This window comes from Frateuria sp. (assembly GCF_013362045.1).
Taxonomy (GTDB): domain Bacteria; phylum Pseudomonadota; class Gammaproteobacteria; order Xanthomonadales; family Rhodanobacteraceae; genus Frateuria_A.
The window spans coordinates 1-5725 of the sequence record NZ_JABFWW010000154.1; the positions used below are offsets into that span (position 1 = coordinate 1).

Consider the following 5725-nt stretch of genomic DNA (forward strand, 5'->3'; position numbering starts at 1 on the left):
CAGCGCTCGGCTGGAGCCCCGCCGGCTGCCGGCGTCGCGCGCGCCCTGTCCGGCGAGGGTGAGTGCATGGACGGGTTCGGCGATCTCCGGCAGGGCCCGCGGCTCGCGCAGCGCCAGCGGCAGCGCGTTGGCGTAGGCCTCGCCGGGCGCGGCCAGCCAGTAGTCGGCGGCCCACGCCAAGGTCTGCATCAGTTCGGCGTCGAGCAACGGGCCTTCGTCCAGCACACGCAGCACGCTCTTGAGGCGCGTGCCCGCGACTTTCGCCTCGGCGTCCGCGGCCACCACCACGCCGACCATCTTTTTGCGCCCGAACGGCACGAGCACGCGGCTGCCGGCAGCCACGCCACCCGCGGGCGGCAGGTAATCGAACAGGCGGGCAAGCGGTACCGGCAGGGCAACGCGGACGACGGCGGGCATGGCGACCTCGTGGGCGGGCCAGTGTAGCGGCTCCCGCACGGTGCCCTGCGGAGCAGCGCGGGCTTGCTGCCCTGTCATCTAGGAACCGGGTCTAAGTGGCTCTCGCCCGGTGGAAATTTCCCTTATCCACAAAGCTTGTGGATAAGTCTGTGGACGGCCCGGGGAGAGCGTGGTCAAAGCCCTGTCATCATGCCTTTCGGGACGCGCTGGGCAAAAAATGACCAGCTTGTTTAGCTATTGCAAATCAAATACTTGGAAGCTCAAGGCGGATCCTGTTCACATACTGGACATGTATCGATGGGCGGCCTTGACAGCTTCATGATGCTGTGCACAACCGCCCCGGAAGCGACGCTGGCAGTACCCGTCCGGCGCGTTTTCAGTGCGCGGCGCCCAGCACCACCACTACGCCCAGCACCACCAGCATCAACCAGAAGTAGCACCAGCCCACGCACCAGTACTTGAGCAGGGTCATCGGCCAGCCCTGGCGATAGATGCGTTTCTGCATGATCAGCAGGTAGGCCGGCATCCACAGCGCCAGGACTTGCCCGACCAGGCCCACGCTGCTGGCCGCCCATGCCGCGCGTGGCTGCAGCCAGACCGACAGCAGCCCGAGCAGGCCGGTAAGCAGCAGCGCGAGGAACAGGAAGGCGTGGCTGTGCAGCGCCACGATCAGGTGCTCCATGTAGAGCCGGCGGCGGAACACGTAGAACAGTTTCAGCATCAGGGCGAAGATCGGGATCATCACCACCATCGCCTGCGGCAGCAGGCTGAAGACGCTGGTAATCATTCGGCCGATCGCCTCGTGCTTCTTCTGCGGGTCGTCGTTGCCGAGACCCTCTTTCAGATTGGCCTCAAGATGCGTGACGAAGGCGGTCAGCCGGCTGTTCATGAAATCAGGCAGCCAGGACAGGTGCACCTTGGGCGAGGTCAACTTGCTGTGGGCCTGCCCGGCGTGGTCCACGCCGGGCAGGCCCTGTTTCGGCGGCGCGGCCGAACTGCTGCCGGCCGGAACCGCTCGCGCGAAGTCGGCCGGCAACGGTGCGGCACCCAGCGCGGCCAACCGTTCGTTGGCCTGGGCGCGCAGTGCGCGCTCGTTCGCATCCAGGGTGGGCGCCAGGCTGGCGGGCATGGTGCGGCGGGCGACGTCCAGGCCGTGCAGGCGATCCTTCAAGTCACCGCGCACCTCCGCGGGGACGTCGTCACCGGCGAAGGTGTCCTTGTGCACTGCAAGTTCGGCCTTGTCGGTGTTGGCCTGCGCACGGTCCACGCCCATGTCCACCATCAGGTGGAAGGCGAAGAACGCCAGCAGGCACAGCACGAACATCAGCCGGAACGGCGCCACGTAGCGCTGGCGCCGGCCGCCGAAATACTCCAGCGTCAGGAAGCCGGGCTTGAGCAGCAGCGGTGGCAAGGTGTGCACGATGCGCCCGTCCACGTGCAGGAACATGTCCATGCCGTCTTCCAGCATGTGGTGCACGGGCTTGAGCACGCTGTGCACCGACTGGCCGCAGTGGTGGCAGAACTCGCCCTCCAGCGGCGTGGCGCAGTTGGCGCAGTGCACCGCGCCGGCTTCGGTCAGCTCGTTCATGCGGGACGTCGCCAGAAGGAAAGTGCGCGATCTTGGCACAGCGCGCGGGCAGGGGCAGCCCTGCCGAGTCGGCTAGAATGGCCCGCCGCAAATGGATGCCCCTACGATGCAGACCATCGATCGCGCGCGCGTCGTGCACGAGGTCGGCGCCACCGTGCGCCTGGCCCTGCCGCTGGTGCTCGCGCAGCTGGCCGCGGTCGGCACCAACGTGGTCGACGCGCTGCTCTCTGGCCATTTCAGCGCGCACGTGTTGGGCGCGGTGGCGGTCGGCACCAGCGTGTGGTCGCTGGCGATCGTCAGCGGTATCGGCCTGATGATGGCGGTGCCGCCCTCGATCGCGCAGCTCGACGGCGCGGGCCGGCGGGCGGAAGTGGGGGCCGTGTTCCGCCAGGCGCTGTGGCTGGCGGTGACCCTGGGTGCGCTGCTTTGGTTCGGAGTGCGCCATGCCGGGCCGCTGGTCAACGTGATCGGCGTGACACCGAGCCTGCGCCAGGACGTCGAGGCATTCCTGCAAGCGATCAGCTGGGGAGCGCCCGCGCTGGCCTGCTACTTCGCGCTGCGCGGCCTTTCCGAAGGCCTCTCGCTGACCCGGCCGTCGATGATGTTCAGTCTCGGCGGGCTGGCCGTGCTGGCGCCGTTGGGCTACGTCTTCATGTTCGGCAAGCTGGGCCTGCCGCCGCAGGGCGCGCGCGGCTGCGGCATCGCGACGGCTGCGGTGCTGTGGCTGGAGATGCTCGGCTTCGCCGTCTACGTTCTTTGCCACCGCAATTACCGCGGGCTCAAGCTTTTCGAATGCTTCGAGTGGCCGCACTGGCAGCGCATCGGCGCGCTGCTGCACATCGGCGTGCCGATGGCGGTGACGCTGCTGGCCGAGGCCGGCCTGTTCGTGGCCACGGCGCTGTTGATCGGCACCATGGGCGAGGACATCGTGGCCAGCCACCAGGTGGCGATCAACGTGGCCTCGCTGTTCTTCATGATCCCGCTGGGGCTGGCCATGGCGATCACCGTGCGGGTCGGCAATGCGGTCGGCCGCAACGATGCGCGCGGCGTGCGCTATGCCGGCTTCTGCGGCATCGGCCTGGCGCTGCTCACCCAGCTGATCTCGGCCACGCTGATGCTGGGCCTGCCCCATGCGATCGCCTCGCTCTACACGCGCAACGCCAGCGTGATCGGACTGGCTTCGCAACTGCTGGTGCTGGCAGGACTGTTCCAGTTTTCCGACGGCATCCAGGTCGCCTCCAACGGCGCCCTGCGGGGGTTGAAGGACACCCGGGTGCCGATGGCGATCACCCTGTTCGCCTACTGGGGCGTGGGCATGCCGGTGGGCTGGTGGCTGGCCTTCCACCGTGGCCTGGGCGCGCGCGGCATGTGGATGGGACTGATCGCCGGGCTGACCGTGGCGGCGATGCTGCTGTTCACCCGCTTCTGGCGCAGCGCCTGGCGGCACCGCTGGTCCGTCGCGCCGCCGCCCGACGACATGACGGTGCGTTCGCAAGCAGTTACGCTGAACGATCACCTGTGAGGACCGATCGATGAGCACCCCGCCGCCGCTGCGCCGCCCGAACGGATTCTGGGCCTTCCTTCGCGTGATCGGCCGCGGCTTCAACGTAGTGCGGCTGGTGATCCTCAACCTGGTGTTCTTCTTCCTGCTGTTCGTCGTGCTGCTGCTGATCGTCGGCGGGATCGCCGCCAGCCGGGTGGCGCATACGGTCAAGGACGGCAGCGTGCTGGTGATCCAGCCCAAAGGCGAGCTGGTCGAGCAGTACAGCATCGAGCCGCTGCAGCGCGCCTTGCAGAGCCTTTCCGGCGAACCGCCCAGGCAGGTACAGCTGCGTGACCTGACCGGCGCCATCGACGCCGCCGCGCACGACGCGCGGATCAGCCACATCCTGCTGCTGCCCGACCAGTTGCAGGGCGGCGGCTTCGCGGCCCTGCGCGAGGTCGGCGCCGCGCTGGACCGCTTCCGCGCGGCCGGCAAGCCGGTGGTCGCATGGGGCGTGAACCTGGACCAGGGCCAGTACTACCTGGCCGCACACGCCGACCGCATCCTGCTCGATCCGCAGGGCGGCGTGATGATCACCGGCCTGGCCAACTACCGGCTGTTCTACAAGGACCTGCTCGACAAGCTCGGCGTGGACGTGCACCTGTTCCGCGTCGGCCGCTACAAGAGCGCCGCCGAGCCCTACATCCTCGACCACGCCTCGGACGATTCCAAGGCGGCCGACAGCTACTGGATGACCGGGCTGTGGAGCGAGTACATCGACGAAGTCGCCAAGCTGCGCAAGCTCGACCCGGCCGCCGTGCGCGGCGACGTCGACGGGCTGCCGCAGGCCATCGAGCGCACCGGCGGCGACCTGGCGAAGCTGGCCCAGGACGAACACCTGGTCGACGGTACCGCCACCCGCGAGCAGCTCGATGCGATGCTGCGCAAGGGCGGCGTGCCGGCGGGCGACAAGCCGCAGGAAGGCTTCCGCCAGATCGGCCTGGACCGCTACGTGGCCAACCTCGACAGCGGCGACGCCTTCGCCCCGGGCGTGGCAGTGGTCGTGGCCGAAGGCGAGATCGTCGGCGGCAAGCAGCCGCAGGGCAGCGTGGGCGGCGAGTCCACCGCGGCGCTGATCCGCAGCGCGCGCCACGACCGGCGCACCAAGGCGCTGGTACTGCGCATCGATTCGCCCGGCGGCGAGGTGTACGCGGCCGAGCAGATCCGCCGCGAGGTGGAGCTGACCCGCAAGGCCGGCATTCCCGTGGTCGTCTCGATGGGCAATGTGGCCGCCAGCGGCGGCTACTGGATCGCCATGAACGCCGACCGCATCTATGCCGAGCCCAACACCATCACCGGCTCGATCGGCATCTTCGGCATGTACTACGCCGTGCCCGGCGCGCTGGACAAGGTCGGCATCCACAGCGACGGCGTGGGCACCGGGCCGATGGCCGGCGCCTTCGACATCACCCGGCCGCTCGATCCGAAGGCGGGGCAGGTGATCCAGGCGGTCATCGACAAGGGTTACCGCGACTTCGTCGGCAAGGTGGCGCAGGCGCGCCGCAAGAGCTTCGACGCCACCGACGCGATCGCCCAGGGCCGCGTGTGGACGGGCCGGCAGGCGCTCGAGCGCGGCCTGGTCGACCAGCTGGGCGGCCTGGATGCCGCGCTCGACGGCGCCGCCGCGTTGGCCAGGCTCGGCAAGGGTTACCACGTGCGCTACGTCGAGGCGCCGCTGGGCGGCCTGCAGCAGTTCCTGCTCGGCATGAACCAGAGCGCGATGATGCAGGCCGCGCAAGGCTACGGCCTGCGCCTGCCTCCCTGGTTGGCGCAATTGCCGCGTCTGGCGCCGGAACTGAAGCTGCTGCGCGCCGCCCAGGCCGGACGGCCGAACGTTTACGCCTACTGCTTCTGCGCGCCGCGCTGAGAGCGTTCGGATCCTTCGCCCACTCGAGGGCGAAGGGCTGCGGCGGCGCGGCCGGCTATTGCTCGGCCTGCTGCAGCGCCTTCTGCTGCTGCTTGGCCTGGTCGTCGACCAGCTTCTTCACGTCCTTGGCGCGTTGTTCGTCCTTCTTCATGTCGTCCCAGGGCGTGGCCACGCGCTTGGGCGCAGCGGCGGCCTGCGGCTCGGGCGCCTTGTTGGAGCAGCCGGCCAGTGCCAGCAGCAAGGCGATGGGCAACAACGGCTTCATGGCGACTCCCCTTCGGCGGCGAGGCCGCAGTCTCCCGCCGCCGGG

Annotated in this window: 4 protein-coding genes and 1 pseudogene; 2 read left to right on the forward strand and 3 right to left on the reverse strand. The window is 69.0% G+C overall.

Annotated features, from left to right (window positions below; all coding sequences use genetic code 11):
* Positions 1-417 (reverse strand): annotated as a pseudogene (locus HOQ08_RS07430) (primosomal protein N'); the annotation flags it as partial.
* Positions 418-793: 376 nt separating this feature from the next.
* On the reverse strand, positions 794-2005 hold the full coding sequence (locus HOQ08_RS07435) for a DUF3667 domain-containing protein (protein WP_291192880.1): 1212 nt from the start codon (positions 2003-2005) through the stop codon (positions 794-796).
* A gap of 106 nt (positions 2006-2111) precedes the next feature.
* Here HOQ08_RS07435 and HOQ08_RS07440 point away from each other — a divergent pair, with 106 nt between their 5' ends.
* A complete protein-coding gene (locus HOQ08_RS07440) occupies positions 2112-3527 on the forward strand; it encodes an MATE family efflux transporter (protein ID WP_291192882.1) in 1416 nt (471 codons plus the stop codon).
* A 10-nt stretch (positions 3528-3537) separates the two neighbouring features.
* Entirely contained in the window at positions 3538-5415 is a 1878-nt protein-coding gene (gene sppA, locus HOQ08_RS07445; RefSeq protein WP_291192884.1) for a signal peptide peptidase SppA, read from the forward strand.
* Between the two features lie 55 nt (positions 5416-5470).
* Here sppA and HOQ08_RS07450 read toward each other — a convergent pair whose 3' ends face one another.
* Positions 5471-5680 carry a hypothetical protein gene (locus HOQ08_RS07450; protein ID WP_291192886.1) on the reverse strand — a complete coding sequence of 70 codons (210 nt, stop codon included), beginning with the start codon at positions 5678-5680 and terminating at the stop codon, positions 5471-5473.
* Positions 5681-5725 lie beyond the last annotated feature (45 nt).

Excerpts from the sequence above, each read along its gene's own strand:
- HOQ08_RS07435 (WP_291192880.1), bottom strand. The coding sequence starts at position 2,005 with ATGAACGAGCTGACCGAAGCCGGCGCGGTGCACTGCGCCAACTGCGCC.
- HOQ08_RS07440 (WP_291192882.1), top strand. The coding sequence starts at position 2,112 with ATGCAGACCATCGATCGCGCGCGCGTCGTGCACGAGGTCGGCGCCACC.
- sppA (WP_291192884.1), top strand. The coding sequence starts at position 3,538 with ATGAGCACCCCGCCGCCGCTGCGCCGCCCGAACGGATTCTGGGCCTTC.
- HOQ08_RS07450 (WP_291192886.1), bottom strand. The coding sequence starts at position 5,680 with ATGAAGCCGTTGTTGCCCATCGCCTTGCTGCTGGCACTGGCCGGCTGC.